Source organism: Streptomyces sp. BBFR51 (assembly GCF_044591655.1).
Classification (GTDB): domain Bacteria; phylum Actinomycetota; class Actinomycetes; order Streptomycetales; family Streptomycetaceae; genus Streptomyces.
Genome location: NZ_CP172448.1, coordinates 4,173,720 through 4,193,553, shown reverse-complemented (window position 1 = coordinate 4,193,553; position 19,834 = coordinate 4,173,720). Strand labels below are relative to the sequence as shown.

General features: G+C 71.8%; 18 protein-coding genes. 5 read left to right on the top strand and 13 right to left on the bottom strand.

The window, feature by feature from the left end; translation table 11 throughout:
• Position 1 precedes the first annotated feature (1 nt).
• Both ACGH7X_RS19080 and ACGH7X_RS19075 read left to right on the top strand, forming a co-directional pair.
• Positions 2-721, top strand: coding sequence for an ABC transporter permease (locus ACGH7X_RS19080; protein WP_399886590.1), 720 nt, complete (start codon positions 2-4; stop codon positions 719-721).
• 99 nt (positions 722-820) lie between these two features.
• Positions 821-1,099, top strand: coding sequence for a hypothetical protein (locus ACGH7X_RS19075; RefSeq protein ID WP_399886588.1), 279 nt, complete (start codon positions 821-823; stop codon positions 1,097-1,099).
• A 265-nt stretch (positions 1,100-1,364) separates the two neighbouring features.
• On the opposite strand, the gene ACGH7X_RS19070 is transcribed toward ACGH7X_RS19075, so the two are convergent.
• From ACGH7X_RS19070 to ACGH7X_RS19030, 9 genes are all read right to left on the bottom strand, one after another.
• Positions 1,365-2,225, bottom strand: coding sequence for an HAD family hydrolase (locus ACGH7X_RS19070; RefSeq protein ID WP_399886586.1), 861 nt, complete (start codon positions 2,223-2,225; stop codon positions 1,365-1,367).
• On the bottom strand, positions 2,222-3,499 hold the full coding sequence (gene serS / locus ACGH7X_RS19065; RefSeq protein ID WP_399886584.1) for a serine--tRNA ligase: 1,278 nt from the start codon (positions 3,497-3,499) through the stop codon (positions 2,222-2,224). Before serS ends, ACGH7X_RS19070 begins: the two co-directional genes overlap by 4 nt.
• A 509-nt stretch (positions 3,500-4,008) precedes the next feature.
• Entirely contained in the window at positions 4,009-4,941 is a 933-nt protein-coding gene (gene pheA / locus ACGH7X_RS19060; protein WP_164419018.1) for a prephenate dehydratase, read from the bottom strand.
• Positions 4,942-5,020: 79 nt separating this feature from the next.
• The gene (gene efeB, locus ACGH7X_RS19055) at positions 5,021-6,343 is read right to left on the bottom strand and encodes an iron uptake transporter deferrochelatase/peroxidase subunit (RefSeq protein WP_399886582.1); all 1,323 of its coding nucleotides are present in this window, start codon (positions 6,341-6,343) and stop codon (positions 5,021-5,023) included.
• Positions 6,344-6,351: 8 nt separating this feature from the next.
• On the bottom strand, positions 6,352-8,355 hold the full coding sequence (locus ACGH7X_RS19050) for a copper resistance CopC/CopD family protein (RefSeq protein ID WP_399886580.1): 2,004 nt from the start codon (positions 8,353-8,355) through the stop codon (positions 6,352-6,354).
• A gap of 13 nt (positions 8,356-8,368) precedes the next feature.
• On the bottom strand, positions 8,369-8,851 hold the full coding sequence (locus ACGH7X_RS19045; RefSeq protein WP_399886579.1) for a copper chaperone PCu(A)C: 483 nt from the start codon (positions 8,849-8,851) through the stop codon (positions 8,369-8,371).
• Positions 8,852-8,976: 125 nt separating this feature from the next.
• On the bottom strand, positions 8,977-9,627 hold the full coding sequence (locus tag ACGH7X_RS19040; RefSeq protein ID WP_399886577.1) for an SCO family protein: 651 nt from the start codon (positions 9,625-9,627) through the stop codon (positions 8,977-8,979).
• A 134-nt stretch (positions 9,628-9,761) separates the two neighbouring features.
• Positions 9,762-10,520 carry a YcnI family protein gene (locus tag ACGH7X_RS19035; RefSeq protein ID WP_399886575.1) on the bottom strand — a complete coding sequence of 253 codons (759 nt, stop codon included), beginning with the start codon at positions 10,518-10,520 and terminating at the stop codon, positions 9,762-9,764.
• A gap of 126 nt (positions 10,521-10,646) precedes the next feature.
• A complete protein-coding gene (locus ACGH7X_RS19030) occupies positions 10,647-11,495 on the bottom strand; it encodes a hypothetical protein (RefSeq protein ID WP_399886574.1) in 849 nt (282 codons plus the stop codon).
• A gap of 301 nt (positions 11,496-11,796) precedes the next feature.
• Between ACGH7X_RS19030 and ACGH7X_RS19025 the strand changes: the two genes are divergently transcribed.
• Positions 11,797-12,261: an ATP-binding protein gene (locus ACGH7X_RS19025; protein ID WP_399886572.1), complete on the top strand. Its 465-nt coding sequence runs from the start codon at positions 11,797-11,799 to the stop codon at positions 12,259-12,261.
• Positions 12,262-12,331: 70 nt separating this feature from the next.
• On the opposite strand, the gene ACGH7X_RS19020 is transcribed toward ACGH7X_RS19025, so the two are convergent.
• Positions 12,332-13,828, bottom strand: coding sequence for an aminopeptidase P family protein (locus tag ACGH7X_RS19020; RefSeq protein ID WP_399886570.1), 1,497 nt, complete (start codon positions 13,826-13,828; stop codon positions 12,332-12,334).
• Between the two features lie 140 nt (positions 13,829-13,968).
• Positions 13,969-15,414, bottom strand: a complete 1,446-nt coding sequence (locus ACGH7X_RS19015) for a PP2C family protein-serine/threonine phosphatase (RefSeq protein WP_399886568.1) — start codon at positions 15,412-15,414, stop codon at positions 13,969-13,971.
• Positions 15,415-16,075: 661 nt separating this feature from the next.
• Here ACGH7X_RS19015 and ACGH7X_RS19010 point away from each other — a divergent pair.
• Both ACGH7X_RS19010 and ACGH7X_RS19005 read left to right on the top strand, forming a co-directional pair.
• Entirely contained in the window at positions 16,076-16,741 is a 666-nt protein-coding gene (locus tag ACGH7X_RS19010) for a bifunctional DNA primase/polymerase (RefSeq protein WP_399886566.1), read from the top strand.
• 198 nt (positions 16,742-16,939) lie between these two features.
• Positions 16,940-17,617 (top strand): hypothetical protein, encoded by a 678-nt coding sequence (locus ACGH7X_RS19005; RefSeq protein ID WP_399886564.1) that lies wholly within the window; start codon positions 16,940-16,942, stop codon positions 17,615-17,617.
• A gap of 244 nt (positions 17,618-17,861) precedes the next feature.
• Here the strand turns inward: ACGH7X_RS19005 and ACGH7X_RS19000 are convergent, their stop codons facing one another.
• Positions 17,862-18,827, bottom strand: a complete 966-nt coding sequence (locus ACGH7X_RS19000) for a DUF5926 family protein (RefSeq protein WP_399886562.1) — start codon at positions 18,825-18,827, stop codon at positions 17,862-17,864.
• Between the two features lie 245 nt (positions 18,828-19,072).
• Positions 19,073-19,711: an ATP-binding protein gene (locus ACGH7X_RS18995; protein ID WP_399886560.1), complete on the bottom strand. Its 639-nt coding sequence runs from the start codon at positions 19,709-19,711 to the stop codon at positions 19,073-19,075.
• Between the last annotated feature and the right edge of the window lie 123 nt (positions 19,712-19,834).

The window sequence follows — 19,834 nt, the reverse complement described above, 5'->3', positions numbered from 1 at the left end:
AATGTACGACCCCACAGTCGCCAGGCTCACCTATCGAGCCCTGCTCGGCCGCCGCCGGGCCCTCATCCTGGGCGCGCTCCCGCTACTGCTGCTCGTCATCGCCGTCGCGGTGCGCGCGCTCGCCGGAGCCGACGACCAGACCACGGCGGACGTGCTGGGCGGGTTCGCCCTCGCCACCATGGTGCCGATCATCGGCGTCATCGCCGGCACCGGCGCCATCGGCCCCGAGATCGACGACGGCTCGGTGGTGTACCTGCTGTCCAAGCCGATCAAGCGGCCGACGATCATCTTCACCAAGCTGATCGTCGCCATAGCCGTGACGATGGTCTTCTCCGCCGTGCCCACCCTGCTCGCCGGCCTGATTCTCAACGGCAACGGCCAGCAGGTCGCCGTCGCCTACACGATCGCCGCACTGGTCGCCTCCATCGCCTACGCCGCGCTGTTCCTGCTGCTGGGCACGGTGTCCCGGCACGCGGTGGTCTTCGGGCTCGTCTACGCCCTCGTCTGGGAGGCACTGTTCGGCTCCCTGGTACCGGGTGCCCGCACGCTGAGCGTCCAGCAGTGGTCGCTGGCGGTGGCCCAGAAGGTCGCCGACGGGAACCTGGTCACCTCCGACGTCGGCCTGCCCACCGCGACGATGCTGCTCGTCGGGGTGACCGTGCTCGCCACCTGGTACGCCGGCCAGAAGCTGCGGTCGCTGACACTCGCCGGGGAGGAGTGAGCAGGCCCCGGACCTGACGGGACCTTCACCCCGGCCCGGGCACACTGGGCCGGGGAATGTACGGGGAGACACGGGGGACGCAGGACTGGGAGGACCGGGATGACGGGTCGGACACCGCGGCAGGACGACCGGGGACAGCCGGAGGACGGCGCCGGGGACGGCACCACCGAAGGTCCCGGTGACGAGACCTGGAACGACCTCGTCCTGGACGAGGAGTTCATACGCGACGCCGGGACCTCCGAGCCCTCGGCCCGCGCCCGGATGCTCGCCGCCCGCTGGAGCCGCGAGAAGCCGGAGCCGCAGCCATGGCGCTCGGACGAGCCGCCCGCCGGATGGTTCTTCAGCAAGGGCCGACGCCGCAGGTGGCGTCGGGGCTGACACGCCACACGCCCATGGCACACGCCCATGGCACCCGCCCGCAGCGCACGCCCGCGGAGTACGTCCGCTTTTAATCGGTGGCGCCCGGCTTGCCGCGACGGCACTGTGGGGGATGCACGAGGCCGGACGGCGCCGGCGAAATCGGGCGGCCGCTTCGAGCACGCGAGACGCCTCGCGTGGGCCCACCGACGGGGACGCCGGCGCCGTCCGGACCGTGCGGCCACTACCCCCGGCGCTGGCTCTCCGGGGGCTTGGGGACCGGAGATCAGGCCGTCAGCCGCTTCAGCACGACCGCGATGCCGTCCTCGTCGTTGGAGGACGTCACCTCGTCGGCCACCGCCTTCAGCTCCTCGTGCGCGTTGGCCATCGCCACCCCCCGGGCCGCCCAGCCGAACATCGGGACGTCGTTGGGCATGTCGCCGAACGCGATCGTGTCCGCGGCCTTCAGCCCGAGCCGGCGCGCCGCCAGTGACAGGCCGGTCGCCTTGGACAGACCGAGGGGGAGCAGCTCGACGATGCCCGCGCCGGCCATGGTCACCGTGACGAAGCCGCCCGCGGTGCGCCGGGCAGCCTCGGCCAGCTCGTCGTCCGAAAGGGTCGGATGCTGGATGTAGATCTTGTTCAGCGGAGCCGACCACAGGTCCGAGGAGTCCGTGAACGGCACCGCCGGAAGGTCGCCCCCGACCGCGTAGCCGGGGCCGACCAGGACGTCGCCGTCCAGACCGTCGCGGCTCGCCGCCAGATACAGCGGACCGGTCTCCGCCTCGATCTTCGCCAGCGCCACCCCGGCCAGCTGCCGGTCCAGGGTCACCGAGGTCAGCAGCCGGTGCTCCCCGGCGTGGTAGACCTGCGCACCCTGACCGCAGACGGCCAGCCCGTCGTAACCGAGGTCGTCCAGGATGTGCCGGGTCCACGGCACGGCCCGCCCGGTGACCACGATGTGGGCCGCGCCCGCCCGGGTGGCCGCGGCGAGCGCATCCCGGGTGCGCCGCGAGATCGTGTCGTCACTACGCAGCAACGTGCCGTCGAGATCGGTCGCGATCAGCCGGTACGGGAAACCTCCGTCCGAACCGGAGTCGGAGACCGTGTCGGTGTCGGTGTCGGTGGCGGCGCCGGTGTCAGTCACTTGGTCACCGGTTCCAGGACCTCCCGGCCGCCCAGGTACGGGCGCAGCACCTCGGGCACGCGCACCGAGCCGTCGGCCTGCTGGTGGTTCTCCAGGATCGCCACGATCGTGCGCGGAACGGCGCACAGCGTGCCGTTGAGCGTGGCCAGCGGGCGCACCTTCTTGTCCTCGCGGACGCGGATCGACAGCCGGCGGGACTGGAACTCGGTGCAGTCCGAGGTCGAGGTCAGCTCGCGGTACTTGCCCTGCGTCGGGATCCACGCCTCGCAGTCGTACTTGCGCGCGGCCGAGGAGCCCAGGTCGGCCGAGGCGACGTCGATGACCCGGAACGGCAGTTCCAGCGACGTCAGCCACTGCTTCTCCCACTCCAGCAGGCGCTGGTGCTCGGCCCGCGAGTCCTCGGGGAGGACGTAGGAGAACATCTCGACCTTGTCGAACTGGTGCACGCGGAAGATGCCCCGGGTGTCCTTGCCGTGCGAGCCCGCCTCGCGGCGGAAGCAGGGCGAGAAGCCGGCGTAGCGCAGCGGCAGGCGGTCGGCGTCCAGGATCTCGTCCATGTGGTACGCCGCCAGCGGCACCTCGGACGTGCCGACCAGGTACAGGTCGTCCTTGTCGAGGTGGTAGACGTCCTGGGCGGCCTGGCCGAGGAAGCCGGTGCCGGCCATCGACTGCGGGCGCACCAGGGCCGGGGTCAGCATCGGTGTGAAGCCGGCCGCCGTGGCCTGCGCGATGGCCGCGTTGACCAGGGCGAGCTCCAGGAGCGCGCCGACACCGGTCAGGAAGTAGAAGCGCGATCCGGACACCTTGGCGCCGCGCTCGACGTCGATGGCGCCGAGCAGCTGGCCCAGCTCGAGGTGGTCCCGCGGCTCGAAGCCCTCGGCCGCGAAGTCGCGGTGCGTGCCGTGCGTCTCCAGCGTGACGAAGTCCTCCTCGCCGCCGACGGGCACGTCGGGGTGGACGAGGTTGCCGAGCCGCTGGAGCAGCTCCTGGGTCTCGGCGTCGGCCGCGTCGCGCTCGGCGTCGGCGGACTTGACGTCGGTCTTCAGCTGCTCGGCCCGCTTGAGCAGCTCGGCCTTCTCGTCTCCGGAGGCCTTGCCGATCAGCTTGCCGAGGCCCTTCTGCTCGGCGCGCAGTTCGTCGAAGCGGACGCCGGACGACCTGCGCCGCTCGTCGGCGGACAGGAGGGAGTCGACGAGCGCGACGTCCTCTCCACGGGCGCGCTGGGACGCGCGCACACGGTCGGGGTCCTCACGGAGCAGGCGAAGGTCAATCACGCGGTCAAGGCTACCGGTGCGCGGTGTCGCGTCTCGACCCACTATTGCCGGACGCGGGTCTCACGTCCCGTCCGACTGGTCAATGCAGAGGTGCGGCATCCCTGGAACGAGGTGCTGCACGGGCGACGGGTTGACCGGATTTCCTTGTGGGGAACGGGACTTGGGAGGTGACTGTCCACAGGAATCCACAGCCCGGAAAAGTTATCCACAGGGTGTGCGAAAGATCTGTGGATTCACGGAAGTGATCGTTCCTCAATCCTGGAGCCGCGCTGTCCAAACCCTCCCCGCCCCCACTTTCGAGTGGAAACGGGGCACCTGGTGTCACTCCGGAGAATGGGGTGCAAGAAACAAGTGGACGAAGGGTGACCTGGGCCCCTGTGGGTGAAGTGGGGGGACGTAGGAGGATTTGTCGACTGAATGCCGCTTCGTTGTCGACTTGTCCCCAGGTCGAGAAGGGGACCTGTGGATAACTTCTGTGGACAACGAAAATCAGCAGATAGGCCCGGCGGTCAGAACCGGCCGTCCTGGCAGCGCGCCACCCAGTCCGCCGCCGCCACGAACGCCTCGTCCGACGTGCCCGGCCGCAGTGCGTCCACGTCCGCGGGCTCGACCTCCGCCCGGGGATACGAACCGAGGTAGCGCACCTGGAGGCAGGACCGCTTCAGACCCATCAGCGCGTCGGCCACCCGACGGTCGGAGATGTGCCCCTCGGCGTCGATGCAGAAGCAGTAGTTGCCGATCCCGGCGCCCGTGGGCCGGGACTGGAGCAGCATCAGGTTGACTCCCCGGGTGGCGAACTCGCCCAGCAGATCGCGCAGGCCGCCGGGGTGGTCGTCGCGCTGCCAGAGCACGACGGACGTCTTGTCCGCGCCGGTAGGAGCCGCGGGCCGGGCCGGGCGGCCCACCAGCACGAAGCGCGTCTGGGCGTTCTCCGCGTCGTGGATGTCGGCCTCCAGCACCTCCAGGCCGTAGCGCTCCGCGGCGAACTCGCCGGCGAAGGCCGCGTCGTACCGCCCCTCCTGCACCAGGCGGGCGCCGTCCGCGTTGGACGCGGCGGACTCCCAGGCGACGTCCGGGAGGTGCGCCTTGAGCCAGTTGCGGACCTGGGGCTGGGCGGCCGGGTGGGCGGTGACCGTCTTGATGTCCGACAGCTTGGTGCCGGGGCGGACCAGCAGCGCGAAGGTGATGGACAGCAGCACCTCGCGGTAGATCATCAGCGGCTGGCCGGCGACCAGCTCGTCGAGGGTGGTGGTGATGCCGCCCTCGACGGAGTTCTCGATCGGCACGAACGCGGCCTCGGCCTCGCCGGTGCGCACCGCGTCGAGCGCGGACTGGACGGACACGTAGGGGACCAGCTCCCGGGTCGCCGTCTCCGGGAGGGTGCGCAGGGCGACTTCCGTGAAGGTGCCTTCAGGGCCGAGATACGCGTAACTGGCTGGCATGTCCTCACCCTAATGGGCCCGGCGAGACCCGGCTCACGCGTCTCGCGCAAGCCCTCCTCGGGGTGACTCGCCGCCGGGTTCACCCCTCCAGCAGCGGCTGTCCCACGTATTCTCCCTCCGCCGCCCCGCCCGGCACCGCGAACAGGCCGCTCGCCTCGTGCCGGATGAACTGCGACAGCGCGTCGCCCCGGTCCAGCTTCCGCTGCACGGGCACGAAGCCCCGCAGCGGATCTGCCTGCCAGCAGATGAAGAGCAGGCCGGCGTCCGGGACACCGTCGGCGTCGAAGCCGTCGTGGTACGAGAAGGGCCGGCGGACCATGGCCGCGCCGCCGTTCTGGTCGGGGCGGGTGATGCGGGCGTGGGCGTTGATCGGGACGACGAGCTTGCCGGCCCCGTCCGTCTTCTCCAGGTCCATGTCGGTCGTCTCCGACCCCCCGGACAGCGGCGCCCCGTCGGCCTTGCGGCGGCCGATGACGTCCTCCTGGGCCTTGGCCGAGAGCTGTTCCCAGTCGTCGAGGAGCATCCGGATGCGGCGTACGACGACGTAGGAGCCGTTCGCCATCCAGGCCTGGCCGCCCTTCCCCGGCTGTTCGGGGACGAAGATCCGCTTGTCGAAGTCGGGCTCGGCGGGCTTCGGGTTGCGGGTGCCGTCGATCTGGCCCATGAGGTTGCGGGCCGTCATGGGGTGGGCGGTGGCGCCCGGCGAACGGTTGAAGCCGTTCATCTGCCAGCGGACGCGGGCGGCTGCCCCGGCGTCCTGCTGGATCGCGCGCAGGGCGTGGAAGGCCACCAGGGCGTCGTCGGCGCCGATCTGCACCCAGAGGTCGCCGTTGCTGCGGTGCTTGTCGAGGTGGTCGGAGGAGAAGTCGGGGAGCGGGTCGAGCGCGACCGGGCGCTGCTTGTCCAGGCCGGTACGGCCGAAGAAGGAGTGCCCGAATCCGAAGGTGACGGTCAGCGAGGAGGGTCCTGCGTCCCGGGCCACGTCCGTGTCACGGGTTCCGGCGGGCTCGCCCGCCATCAGCCTCCGGGCCGTGTCGGACCAGCGGCGCAGCAGTGCGGTGGCCTCCTTGCGCCCGGCACCCGCCGCGAGGTCGAAGGCTACGAGGTGGCCGCAGGACTGCATGGGGGTGGTGATGCCGGGCTGATGTTTCCCGTGAAACATCGCCTGCTCGCTGCCGAGCGAGGTGAGAGGGGTGGCGGCGTCGGAGGGCGCGGCCGCGTAGCCCACGGCGCCGCCGGCCGCGCCGAGGACGAGCCCGGTGGCACCGGCCGTGCCGAGGAGCCGCCGTCGCGAGACGCCCGTGGGGGCGGTGGTGTTCCCGGGGTCGAGTGGTCCGGGGCCGCCGGGCGCCCCGCGGGTCGCCTCGGGGTGTCGGGCCTCCGGAATGGACTGGTCAGCCATGGTGCGGTTCAGCCGATCTGCGCGTTCTTGGAGAGGGTGACCTGGTCGATGTCGGAGGTCCGTACGGTCACGGCGACTTCCCAGTCACCGGCCATCGGGATCTGTACTCCGCTCGCCGACCAGTGTCCGGTGGTGATGTGGTCGGGGACGACGGGCAGGGGCCCGATGTCCTTGGCCTCCTGGGTGAGGGCCACCTTCACCTCGGGGATGTCGAAGGCGGTGCCGTCCGGGCGCTCGACGTAGACGTGCAGGTCGTTGGCGCCGACCCGGGCGGGGTCGAGCTCGACCCGTACGACGCCCTTGCCGTTCTGGCTGCCGGTGTCGAAGGGCATGTCCAGCGTCACCGCGCCGGTGGAGGGCGCGGAGGTGGCGGTGGAGGACGGGCCCGAGGCCTTGGCCTCCTCCTCGGTCCGGCCGGGCTCGGTCTGGGTCAGGATGGTGGTGACGGCGAGCAGGACGACGGCGACGCCCGCTTCGGCGAGCACGGAGCGGCGCAGCCCGAAGCGGTGGGGGTCGGCGTCCCGTTGCCGCTTCTGCCGGGCGGCGTCCACGGCGGCGCGCTGCCGGGCGAGCTGGGCGGCCCGCTGAGAGCCGCCGGAGCCCTTCGCGGTGCCAGATCCCTTTGCAGTGCCGGAGCCCTTCGCAGTGCCAGATCCCTTCGCGGTGCCGGGCGCCTTCCCTTCGGTCTTGGCCCTCGCCTCGACCTTGGCCTTCTCGTTCTTACGGCCGTCGGACGCGCCCACCCGCTCCTTCTCCCGCTGCCGGGCGATGGCGGCGGGCAGCGCCTGGGCCAGCTGGGCCGTCCACCGTCGCGAGAAGTAGGCGACGCCGACGAGTACCGCCACGAGACCGATCTTGACGAGGAGAAGCTGGCCGTACCCGGTGTCGGTGAAGGCCGTCCAGGAGCCGAGCTGGCGCCAGGACTGGTAGGTGCCGGTCGCCACCAGGGCGATCACACTGCCGAAGGCGATGCGCGAGAACCGGCGTACGGCGTCGTCGGGGACCGGTGTGTCCGCGGGGCCGCGATACAGGGCGACGAGCAGGGCGACGAGTCCGCCGAGCCAGGTGGCGACGGCGATCAGGTGGACGACGTCGACCGGCATGGCGAGGCCGGCCTGGAGGCCGACGGAAGCGTGCTCGGACATCGCCCAGGTCGCCGCGAGGCCCAGCGCCACGACGCTTCCGCCGACCGCGAGCCCGAAGGTGAGGTCCCGCCTCTCCTCGTCCTCCCGTTTGTCGTACGCGCCGAAGAGCACGGCTATGAACAGCGCGGCCGCCGCGAGCAGCAGCAGCCGGGAGACCAGCGCGGCGCCGGCCTTGGTCTGCAGCACTTCGCCGAGCAGGTTCAGGTCGAAGACGTCGGCGGCCTTGCCGGAGCTGGTGTAGGAGCCGCGCAGCAGGAGGAGCAGGAGAGTGGCGGCGGTCAGCGCGAGCCATCCGGAGACGACGAGCCGCTGCACGACCCGTACCCCGGAGCCGCGCGGCCAGCAGGCCAGCACGAAGGCGGCGCCGCCCACCAGGACGGCGAACCCGGCGTACGACACGTACCGGCCGAAACCGTACAGCCCTCCGACGATCCCGCCGCCCGCTTCCTGGCCGGTGACGGAGACGGAGGTCTTGGACGGGGCGCCGATCGAGAAGGTGTAGGCGCCGGCGACCGGGTGGCTGTCGGCGGACACGACCTGGTAGCTCACCGTGTACGTACCGTCGGGGAGCCCGGCGTGCAGTTTCACGGAGTAGGTCGTGCCGCCCGTGCCGGACGGTGTGCCGTCGTCGACGCGCTTGCCCTTGGGGTCGAGGACGCGCAGGGAGTCGTCGTCCATGGAGACCGACTCGGAGAAGGTGAGCGACACCTGGGCCGGAGCCTTGTCGACCACCGCCCCTTGCTGGGGGTCGCTTCCGGTGAGCGCGGCGTGCGCGGAGGCCGGTGTGGCGCCGGCCAGCAGTGCGCAGGCCGCGGCCAGGAGCAGCAGCACCAGGATCCGGACGCGCGGGGCGATGGTCTGCGTCAAGGTGGTCCCTCCCTCAGTGTCCGGAGTGTTCAGCGTGTGCGGAGTGTTCGGAGTGGTCGGAATGTCCAGTGGTGGGCTGGTAAGTGGCCGCCTTCACGGGCAGCTTGACCGTGACGGGGTCGGAGTGGGCGAAGTGCAGTTCGACGGTGACGGACTGTCCCTGCTTCGGCTGTTGCTTCAGCTTCTCGAACATCAGGTGGTTTCCGCCGCTCTTGAACACGAGTTGACCGTGGGCGGGGACCTCGAGGCGGTCGACCTCCTTCATGGTCCCGCCGACGGTTTCGTGCACGGTGATGTCGCCGGCTTCACTCGTGACGGAGGTGAGTTCGTCGGCCGCGTCGCCCTTGTTGGTGATGGTGAGGAACCCGGCCGCCATCGAGTCGGAGACCGGCTGCGGTATGTAGGCGGCGCCGACGGAGAGTTCGGCACCGGCGGCCTGGGAGCCGGAGTCCGAGCCGCCGCAGCCCGCGAGGGCCAGGGCTCCGACCAGGGTCACGGCGGCGAGACCGGAGCGCCCTCCCGAACGCCTTCCCGCACGTCCTCCCGAACGCCTTCCCGCACGTCCTCCCGGACACGTTCCCGCATGTCCTCCCGAACCTGAACGCCTTCCCGAACGGCCTCTCACGGGTTCTCCCCCTTGATGAGCTTGGGGAGGTCCTTGGTGTAGTCGTCGACCGTGGCGTCCTCGCCGTAGAGCACGTAGCCCGCGTCGGACTTCGGGGAGAAGGCGACGACCTGGGTGCCGTGCGTCGAGATGATCTTGCCGTCCTTGTCCTTGGTCGGCGGATCGATCGAGATGCCGAGGGTGCGGGCGCCGGCCTGGATGGTGTCGAAGTCGCCGGTCAGACCGACGATCTGCGCGTCGATGCCCTTGAGCCACTTGCCGAGCGCGGCCGGGGTGTCGCGCTCCGGGTCGGTGCTGACGAACACCACGCGGAGCTTGTCCTGCTCGGCCTGGGAGAGCTGCTTCTTGGCCACGGCGATGTTGTTCATGGTCAGGGGGCAGACGTCGGGGCAGTGGGTGTAGCCGAAGTAGACCAGGGTGGGCTGGCCGGCGGTCTGCTCGCGGAGGTCGTACTTCTTGCCCCGGGTGTCGGTGAGGACCAGGTCGGGCTTCTCGAAGGGCTTGTCGAGGACGGTGGCGGCCTGCTGGCTGCTGTCCTCGGAGACCACGGTCACGGGCTTGTCGCTGTCGGCGCCGCTGCCGCAGGCGGAGAGGGTCAGGGAGGCGGCGGCGAGCAGGGCGGCCGTGGCGAACGTCTTCTTGCGCATAGAAAAATGTCCCAGATGTGAGGTGCTCCGGAGCGCGCCGGGGTTCCGTCGGACCGACGGAGGATGCCCGGCGCGCACCGGACGAGAGGATGCGTCGGCTAGGTCACACGCCGACGCACCGGCGCGGGCGTTGGTTACGCCGAGGCGCCGGAGTCGCGCCTGCGGCCGGCCAGTACGCCGTACGCGACGCCCGCCGCACCGACGACGATGCCGACGATGCCGAGGACCCGGGCGGTGGTGTCGCTGCCGTCGCCCGAGCCGGAGTCCGACGAGGAGTCGGCGGCGGTGTTCTGCGCGGCCGCCTCGGTGTCGTCGCCCTTCGCGTCGGACGAGCCCGAGGCGCCGTGGGCGTCTTCCTCGGCGGCGGACAGCTTGAGCACGGGCGCCGGGGTTTCGGGCTCCTCCTGGCCCTCCTGCGGCACCTCGATCCAGCGCACGACCTCCTTGTTGGAGTACGTCTGGATCGCCTTGAACACCAGCTGGTCGGCGTCCTCGGGCAGCGCGCCGACGGAGACCGGGAACTTCTGGAAGTAGCCGGGCTCGATGCCCTTGCCGTCGGCGGTCCAGGTCACCTTGGTGACGACCTCGGTGATCTGCTTGCCGTGCGACTCCAGCGGCTTGGCCGGCTTGGCCTTGGTGACCTCGGCCTTCCAGCCGGGGACCGGCTCCGGCATCACGGACGCCAGCGGGTGGTCGGTGGGGAAGCTGACCTCCAGCTTGGTGGTGGAGGCGTTGTCGCGTTCGTTGGGGACCTTGAAGTCGACGACCGCGTAGCCGCCCTTGGCGGCCGCGCCCTCCGGCTGCACGCTGACGTGCGCGAACGCGGGGGCGGACAGGGCGAGGACGGCGATGCCGGAGACGGCGCCGGCGGCGGCGATACGGGAAGCCTTCATGGACGGAGTACTCCGCTTCGAGTGGACACCGGTGGTGAGCCGGTGACGAGTGACGGGAGGGATGCGCGCACGCGCGCGTGCCGCACGACGACGGCCCCTCCCCAAAGCGGATGGTGTCGCGTCGTGTCAGGCGGCGAGGGCGAACGTGCCGCCGGGCGGGCCGCGCCTGATCACCGTGTGCTGGAGTGCGGTCGTACGGGGCCGCGGCGGCGCCGACAGGGCGGTGTGCGGCGGGCGCGGGCCGTTGCCGGGGGCGCCGACGAGCCCGGCGTGCAGGGTGCGCACCAGAGACAGCGCCGCGCGCAGGGCGCGTACGAACGCGGCCTCGGCCATCGAGTGGGCCGAGTGCGCCGACAGTTCGAGGAGCCGGGCCAGGGCCAGGTCCCCGCGCCGCAGCAGCCAGCCGGCGGCCAGGCCCGCGAGGACGTGGCCGAGCAGCATCGGCAGGGACGGCAGCAGCGAGGCGGAGGCGTCGGCGGGGGACAGGGCGTCGGCGGGGTGGTGCGTCGCGCCGGTGTGGAGGTCCGGAGCGATCCGCGCGTCGGTGAGGATCCGCTGGGCCTGGGTCGGGCTGATCGCCGCCGCGGCGGTCCCGCAGACCAGCCGCGCGGCCTGCTGGACCAAAGACGCGTCGGACAACGCGCCCGGCCCGCCGGTGGACGCGACGGCCGTACCGGACGCGGTGGCCGCGGCGGTGCCGTGCTGGCCCAGTCCGAACAGGGCGTGCAGTGCGGTCTGTCCGACGGTGAGCAGCACCACGATGCCGGGCAGTGAGCGCCGGCGTCCGGCGAGGGGCACGGCGACCAGGACCGCCCCGAGGAATCCCGCGCCCAGCGACCACAGCGGAACGGTGGCGCAGGAGGCCAGGGTGTGCCCCGCCGCGGCCAGCACGACGCAGACCGCGGCGAACACCGCGGCCCGCAGGATCCGGAGGTCGTTCCCGGAGCGCGCCGTTGGCGGGTGGGGGGCAGTCATGGCGGCCTCATCATCGCACTGGCGCCCCCGGCGCCGTACGGCAGGTCCACAAGATTCCGTACGACCGGAAGGGTCGGAAGAGCACGGAAGAGCACGGAAGACGATGGAAGGAGAGGGAAGGAGACGGAAGGCACCCGAGGGCGACGGAAGGTCACCATATGGCGTGAGCCGCCCCACATACACCGATCGGCGGCAGGGCCGCATCCGCCAGATGAGCGGTGTCACGGGGAGAGCGGGCTTACACCGGGGTGTGAGGGGCAATACGTAACGGTATGTCGAGCCGCGGCCGGGAGGCTGGAGCATGAGCATCTGGTGGTCACTCCATTTGCGGCGCGAGGCTGCGAGCGTGCCCCTGGCCCGCCGCCTGCTGATCGGCACCATGGAGACCGCGGGCGTCGACCCCGACATCTCCTTCGACCTCTCCGTCGCGCTGAGCGAGGCCTGTGCGAACGCCGTCGAGCACGGAGGCGACGACGGGTCCGGCGGGCCCTCGCAGGCGTACCGCGTCACGGCCTACCTCGACGGCGAGCGGTGCCGTATCGAGGTCGCCGACACGGGCCCCGGTTTCCCCGCCGTCGCTCCGGGCCGTCCGCAGGGTGTGGCCCGCCCGGCGCCCGTGGAGGCCGAGAGCGGTCGCGGCCTGTGCCTCATCAGGGAACTCGCCGACCACGTCCACATCGGCAGTACGCCGGGGCGGGCCGGTGCCGTGGTGAGCTTCGACAAGATCCTCAAGTGGCGTGAGGACGCCCCGCTGGTGGCCGTGTGAGCGGGGACTCCCCTGCGCGTACGCCGACGGCCGGGCACCCGTGTGGTGTGCCCGGCCGTCGAATCGCGGGTCAGCCCTTCAGCGCGGCCATCCACTCCTCGACCTCGTCCGAGCGGCGCGGCAGGCCGGCGGACAGGTTCCGGTTGCCGTCGGCAGTGACGAGGATGTCGTCCTCGATGCGCACGCCGATGCCCCGGTACTCCTCGGGCACGGTCAGGTCGTCGGCCTGGAAGTACAGGCCGGGCTCGACGGTGAGCACCATGCCGGGCTCCAGCGTGCCGTCGACGTAGGACTCCACGCGTGCGGCGGCGCAGTCGTGGACGTCCAGGCCGAGCATGTGGCCGGTGCCGTGCAGCGTCCAGCGGCGCTGCAGACCGAGCTCCAGCACCCGCTCGACGGGGCCCTCGACCAGACCCCACTCGACGAGCCGCTCGGCCAGCACACGCTGGGACGCGTCGTGGAAGTCGCGGTACTTGGCGCCCGGCTTCACCGCCGCGATGCCGGCCTCCTGGGAGTCGTACACGGCGTCGTAGATCTTCTTCTGCAGCTCGCTGTAGCGGCCGTTGATCGGCAGCGTGCGCGTGACGTCCGCCGTGTAGTAGGTGTGCGTCTCCACGCCGGCGTCGAGCAGCAGCAGGTCGCCGGAGCGGACCGGGCCGTCGTTGCGGACCCAGTGCAGGGTGCAGGCGTGCGGTCCGGCGGCGCAGATGGAGCCGTAGCCGACGTCGTTGCCCTCCACGCGGGCGCGCAGGAAGAAGGTGCCCTCGATGTAGCGCTCGCTGGTCGCCTCGGCCTTGTCGAGGACCTTCACGACGTCCTCGAAGCCGCGCACGGTGGAGTCGACGGCCTTCTGCAGCTCGCCGATCTCGAACTCGTCCTTGACCAGGCGGGCCTCGGAGAGGAAGACGCGCAGTTCCTCGTCTCGTTCGGCGGTGACCTTGTCGGTCAGGGCGGCCTCGATGCCGACGTCGTAGCCGCGCACGACGCGCACCGGGCCGGTGGCCTCGCTCAGGTGGTCGGCCAGTTCGCGGACGTCGGAGGCGGGGATGCCGTAGAGCTTTCCGGCCTCGGTGAGGGAGTGGCGGCGGCCGACCCACAGTTCGCCCTGGCCGCTCAGCCAGAACTCGCCGTTCTCCCGGTCCGAGCGCGGCAGGAGGTAGATCGTCGCGGTGTGGCCGTCGCCCTTGGGCTCCAGGACCAGGACGCCGTCCTCCGTCTGGTTGCCGGTGAGGTACGCGTACTCGACCGAGGCGCGGAAGGAGTACTCCGTGTCGTTCGAGCGGGTCTTCAGATTGCCCGCGGGGATCACGAGGCGCTCGCCCGGGAAGCGGGCGGACAGGGCGGCACGGCGGGTGGCGGTCTCGGCGGCCTGGGCGATCGGCTCCAGGTCGTACAGCTCCGTGTCCGCCCAGCCGGACTTCATGTTCTCGGCCAGCTCGTCGGACACGCCCGGGTACAGGCCGTTCTTGCGCTGCTTGCCGGGCTCCTCGGGCTCCTCGGTCTCGGTCTCCGGGCCCGCTGCGTCAGCAGCAGGATCAGATACTGCCGGGGTGAGCTCCTCCGCCACGTCATCCTCCTCGATACGGCACTGGACGACCCCCATCGTACGGTCGTACGGAAGGGGGCACAGGGCCGAAGGGCCTGTTACGGGCGGTCGCTACCGTCCGTTGTCCGGGACATACGAGGCGTCAGTGTCCGTTATTCGAACTATTCGAACCTGACCGCCAGCAGAACGACGTCCTCCTCGGAGTCCGCCTCCGCCTTGCCGTCCGGCAGCACGGTGCGCAGGACGTGCTCGGCGACGGCGCCCGGGTCGCGGCGCTCGGCCCGGGGTACGCCGGCCGCCGCCGCGTGCAGCCGGGCGAAGGCGCGGTCGGCCGGGTCGCCGGTGCGGTGCAGCAGCCCGTCGGTGTACAGCAGAACCGTCTCTCCGGGCTCGGCCTGGAGCTCCACGCTGGGCGCCTCCCAGCAGGCGAGCATGCCGAGGGGTGCGGAGACGGAGGTCTCGACGAACTCCGTGCGCCGCTGACCGATCAGCAGCGGCGGGCTGTGTCCGGCGCCGGCCAGGGTAATCCGGCGCAGCGCGGGCTCGCAGTAGCCGAACAGCGCGGTGGCCGAGCGGGCGGGCTCGGTGAGCCGCAGCAGCAGCTCCAGGTCGGACAGGACGGCGACCGGGTCCTCGCCCTCCATCACGGCGTACGCCCGCAGCGAGGCGCGCAGCCGCCCCATCGCCGCGACCGCGCTGGGTCCCGACCCGGTGACGGAGCCGACGGCGAGTCCGAGGGCCGCGTCCGGCAGCGGCAGCGCGTCGTACCAGTCGCCGCCGCCGCGCGGACCGGTGCGGTGCCGGGCGGCGAGCTGCACGCCGGGCACCCGGGGCAGGCGGGAGGGCAGCAGCTCCTCGGCCATCGTCGCCATGGACGTGCGGGTGCGCTCGACCTCGAGGAGGCGGGTCAGGTGCTGTGCGGCGTACCGCACGTACAGGCCGGCGAGGTGGCGCCGGCGCTCATCCGGTTCGGCGGGCTCGTCGTAGAGCCATACGGCGGCGCCGAGGCGCCCGGTGCCCTCGGCGGACAGGGGGAGCGCGTAGCTGGCGGCGTAACCGAGGCGGCTCGCGACCTCGCGGTGGCGGGGGTCGAGGCTCTTCTCGGCGAGCAGGTCGGGCTCGGCGATCCCGCCCTCACCGGTCGGCGCTCCGTCCAGAATCGGCCCGTAGGACAGGGAACTTCGGGGCACGGTCTCGATGTGGCCGAGGTCGGCGCGGGCGAGTCCGAGGCCGATGGTGGTGTCGGGTCCGAGCCCGTCGGCCGGTTCCAGGACGACGAGTCCGCGCCGGGCGCCCACCAGGGCGGCTCCTGCGCTCAGCAGTTCCTGGAGGCCGCCGGAGAGGGTGTCCGTCCGGACCAGGCGCTCGGTCAGTTCGTGCAGGGTGGTGAGGTCCGAGATCCAGCCGGCGAGCCGGTCCTGGAGCAGGGCACCGGGGGCGGCGCAAGGAGCGCCCGAGGCGTCCGAGGCGTCCGTAACGGCTGTGGCGTCCGTGGTGTTTGGTGAGGTCGCCGGGGAGGTACCCGTGGCCGTGGACGCGACAGTGTGTGCGGGGGTCGGAACCGTTGAATCGATTCCGGCCACTTTCGCAGGGTGCGGGGCGTTCATGGCGTCCGGCCTTCCGACCGGCGCTTACTGCTCAAAAGCATCGCAAACCCCCATGTCATTCTGCGCCGCTAGCAGTGTCTCCACATGTACACGCACTCGTAAGGGGATGTCCAGCATTGTCCTGCCGGGTTTCCTGGTGTCCATGGGGTGCGAGCGGCCTCCTTCTCTACCCCTTGCGGAAAAGCGAAATTGGCTTGAAACTGCCCCAGAGGACGCCTTGTTGCGGTCGACTGGGGGTGCTTCACGGAGCGTCACAGCGGTCGTGATGGGTACGTACTCGGAGAAGGCCAGGGGTGGTTGGGGGCCACCTGGAACCTGGCGACGGACCCGGGCGTCCTATCCACCGACGACCGTGCCCCATCCTCCCGTGGCGGAGGCGGAGAGAAGTACGCGCGACGGCAAAACGCCAGACTTCGCCACCCCCGCGCCACGCCCATGCTTTTGACAGACGCAGTGTGGTCGGAACCGTCACGGACGCAGTCAGTGCTCGACCCACAGGGGTTTCCCTTGCCCTTGGCAGAGGTGTTTCCCATGGTCTCCCGTGGGGGTGCCCCTCGGCAGGGGTGTGATGCGCCACCAGCAACGCACAGCGAAGTGATCGACACATGGTGTGAAGTGACCACGGTGTTGCCAGGCGTGCAACGGAAAGGAACGAGCGCTCATGCGCGAGATCCTCGGAAGGCGACGCAGGCCCTTGTCCCAGCACGACGACGGGCGGCCTGAGCTGATCGGCGCGGCTCTGACCTACGCGACACAATGGCAGTGGCCCGTACTCCCGGGCGCGGCGGCCGACCCGCGGGCGCGGTCGCGCTGCGGATGCCCCGACCCGGAGTGCACGGTGCCGGGCGCGCATCCCTTCGACCCCGGTCTCCTCGCGGCCACCACCAATGAGCGCATGGTGCGCTGGTGGTGGACCAACCGGCCCACCGCGCCGATCGTCCTGGCCACCGGAGGCAGCGCCCCGTGCGCCGTCTCCCTGCCCGCGCTGCCGGCCGCCCACGCCCTGGCCTCGCTCGACCGCGCCGGGCTGCGGATCGGCCCGGTCGTGGCCTCGCCCACCCGATGGGCGCTGCTGGTCAGGCCGTACTCCATGGAGCAGCTGGGCGAGCTGCTCTACGCCAAGGACTTCGTCCCCGGCTCCCTGCGCTTCCACGGCGAGGGCGGCTACCTCGCGCTGCCCCCGTCCGAGACCGGCGCCGGCGCCGTCCGCTGGGAACGGGCGCCGCTGCCCGGCTCCGCCTCACCCTGGGTGCCCGACGTGGAGGCCGTGGTGGACGCGGTGGTCGACGCCCTCACTCGTACGGGTGTGAGCGCGCCCGAGTTGTAGGGGTGTCCGGCGCGCGCCGGGTCCGCGTCCGCTCTCGGTCGTTATCGTCCGACCATGCCGCTTCATGCTGGGGAGCACCGCGCCGTCGGGCCGCACCGCGCCGGGCCGCACCGCGCCGGGCCGTGTCGCGGCGGGCCGGATCTTGACGGGCCGGATCGTGGCAGGCCGGATCGCCTGCGGGTCCGCCTGTACGGGCTCGTGGCTGTTGTGGCGTGCGCGGTCGTACTGCCGTTCGCCGTGGCGTCCGCCGGGCCGTCGGGCGACACCGACGCGAAGGCTGCCGCGGCCGTCCCCCTCCTCTCGCAGGGCGGTGAGGGCGGTGAGGGCGGGGCGGCGGCCGAGGGCGCCGACCGCGCCGGGGCCGCGCCCGCCCGTTCCCCGCTGCCGCCCGGCCCCGCTTTGGCCGCTCGCTGCGGTCCCGAACTCACCTCGCCCGCGGGCGTCGAGGCGCAGACCTGTGTCCTGGCCCGGGGTACGGAGACCTGGGCGCGGACCTACTACCGCAACGCCACCGGCGGCCCGCTCGAGTCCGTGCTGAGCCTCATGGGGCCCGACGGGCGCAGCGTGCGGATGCGCTGCGCGGTGAGTGCCGAGGACGCGCCGGGCACCTGCGAGACGCCGCCGGAACGCACCCGGGGCGGGTTGGCGGGGTACACCGCCGTCGCGGAGTTCGCGAGCCGGGCCGGATACGGACCGCTTCTGCTGCGCACCGGGAGCAACGGGAATTCCGCGGGCGAAGGGAACACCGGGAACACCGGGAATACCGAGAACGCCGGGACCGGGAACACCGGTTACGCCGAGAGCAGGGCGGGTCACGGAGCTGCCCGGGGCGGCGGAGACGGCGAAGGCAACTCACCTGCGGAAACGGGCAGTTGACGCGCGACTGCGGTGCGTGTGCGACCGGGCGCATGGAAAGACCCGGTTGCTGGCGACGGGGGATGCACCAGCAACCGGGCTACTCGAACGGTAACAAGAGATCGGCGGTTAGCAAATTCGATCTCCTGTTTTCCGGTCACCGACTGGCCTGTCTCCGCCGGGAGTTGTGACTGGAGTCACCCGTCCACGGGCCGCCGCTCGGGCTGACCGGTCGGTCAGTCCGAGCGGCTTCCGCGGCTGTGCGTCAGCTGAGGGTGACCTGCCGGTTGGTAAGGCCGCCGCGGGCGCGGCGCTCGTCGTGGGTGAGCGGGGAGTCCGCAGCCAGGGCTTCGGCGAGCCGCTCGGCGAACTCGGCGGCGGGCTTCTCGATGTCCTGCGCGGTGACCTCGCTCGGCAGGTCCCACACCGGCACGGTGAGCCCGTGAGCGCGGAAGGAGCCGACGAGGCGGGTGCCCTCGCCGAGGGACGACCGGCCCGCGGCGTGCAGCCGGGCAAGAGCGTCCAGAAGCCGCTCCTCCTCGTGCGGCATGACCCAGCGCAGGTGGTTCTTGTCCGGCGTCTCGCACCAGTAGGCGGCGTCCACGCTCCGCAGCCGGACGGTCGGGATGGCCGCGGCGTTGGCCCGCTCCAGGGAGGCGGTCACCTCCGGCGTGGCGTTGTCCGGGTCCGGGACCCAGAACTCGAAGCCCGCGTGCACCTCCGGCTCGAACGCGCCCTCGGACGCGAGCAGGTCCTGGAGCCGTGGACCGTCGGCCGGCGCGCGCCTGCCCTGCACCGGGGTGCCCGGCGGGGCGGTCAGCGCCTGCGCGAGGGTGTCGGCGAGGTCGCGGCTGATGTCGCCCGACGCCGTGTCGTTCTGCAGGCCGAGCAGGACCGAGCCGTCGTCGCGGCGCAGGGCGGGCCAGGCCATCGGCAGCACCGTGGCCAGCGTGACGGACGGGACGCCCTCGGGCAGGCCGTCCCGCAGGGTCAGCCCGACCGTGGCCGCGGGCACCAGCTCCCGCAGCGCCACCCAGTCGCACTCACCGGGCAGCCCCTCGAACGGGCGCTGCACCAGCGCGGTCGTGGCCTGTGCGGCGGACCGGCCGTGGCAGGCCTTGTACCGGCGGCCGCTGCCGCAGGGGCAGGGCTCACGGGCGCCGACGACCGGGACCTCGGCATCGTCGAGCTGGGGCCGCTTGGCCTTCGTCTGGGGTCGCTTCTTGGCCATCGTGGGTGTCTCCCGGTTACGGCTCGACTCGTACGGGCGCGAGCCTAGCCGTTCCCACCCCGGCCGACGGGACCCTGTGGACGACGGGTCGCCTGTGGACAACCAGGGGGTGTCGTTTGGATCTTGCCGGGGTCGCCAACACCACACCGTTGCCTGGAGCCGGCCTGATCCAAACGACACCCCCTAGCCCCGGCTTCCCGGCGGGCGGGCCGCCGGGTCAGCCCAGGTCGTCGAAGGCGTCCGCGTCAGCCCAGGTCGTCGAAGGCGTCCGCGAAGTCCAGGCCGGGAATCTCCGACACCGCCGGTGCCGAGATCCGGGCGGCGAAGTCGTCGCGCCGGTGCCCGGCGTCCGGGTCGTGCACGTCGTCGTGGACGACGACCCAGACCGTGACCTCTCCGCACGCGTCGTCCCGTACGCCCCAGTCGTCGGCGAGAGCCGTGATGATGTTCAGCCCGCGGCCGCCGTGCGCCGTGACCGAGGGCGTCGCCGGAGCCGGACGGGTCGGGCCGCCACCGTCCGTGACCTCCACCAACAACCGGCCGGCCGCGTCCACCTGCCAGGCGGCGCGGACATCGCCGTCCCCGGCCAGGGCGTCGCCCAGCGGCCGGCCGTGCTTGCACGCGTTGCTCAACAGTTCGGAAAGGACCAGTACAGCATCGTCGATGACCGATTCCGCCACACCGCCTCCGCGCAACTGATCACGCATGCGGTGTCTCGCTTCCCCCACGCCCGCAGGGCCATGGGGCACGGCCATGCTCGACGACGTGGGCACCTCTTGTGCCACCACCAACGCCACCCCCGAGACCTCCTTTGCCCCACGCCACGGTGTGGATGCCCCATCGCCCTGAGCCGGAAACCGGCCGATCCCCGCACGGTGACGCATTCGACACGGTCGAACACGCACCGAACGCGCCGGAGCACTCCCCGTAATCGCTTGGCTGGATTTGGTCGGTGTGGCCGAGACCGGAGAATGGAGCAGGCGGGCCGCCGGGTCAAGGGCTGCGGA